Source organism: Aquimarina sp. U1-2 (assembly GCF_017897595.1).
GTDB lineage: Bacteria > Bacteroidota > Bacteroidia > Flavobacteriales > Flavobacteriaceae > Aquimarina.
The window spans coordinates 1-496 of record NZ_JAGKIK010000062.1 but is presented as its reverse complement, the minus strand read 5'-3'; the positions used below and the strand labels follow the sequence as shown (position 1 = coordinate 496).

The window sequence follows — 496 nt, the reverse complement described above, 5'->3', positions numbered from 1 at the left end:
TCCATAGAAAAATATAAAAGCTTATAATTTAAGCATATAGGTTAAAAAATAAAATATAATTTGAATAGCTCATAATAATGTTTTTTTTAAGCCGTTTGAATTATTACTTAACCTATAAATAAATTAAAATGTTAAAAACACGCAAAAAAACGAAAAAACAAAGCCCCATTACCATTAATCTCTTTAAAGTATGTATCGCTCTCTTAATTTGTGGTTTTACGCTTACTAGTTGTGATAGTGATGACACCCCTAAAGATGAACTGGAGGAAATGGACGACAGACAAGATGGATTAATTATCCTTAGTTCTTACAGTGTTGATTTTGGAGAAGTTAATAGCACTACAAACACTGCAAAAAGTAATAACGACACTGTTGTCCCCGTTACTTTAACCAACAATTCCAACGAAGTTTTAACAGGCTTAAGCGCCTCTATTGACTTCCCAGGAAAAGCTGCTGTAGAGTTTCAATTTAAAGCCCTTGATCCAGGAGAATCAAT

Annotated in this window: 1 protein-coding gene; it reads left to right on the top strand. The window is 31.9% G+C overall.

The window, feature by feature from the left end; genetic code table 11:
* Positions 1-128: 128 nt before the first annotated feature.
* Positions 129-496, top strand: a 368-nt coding sequence (locus tag J8281_RS19020; RefSeq protein WP_210199237.1) for a hypothetical protein, incomplete at its 3' end; no start/stop codon positions are given.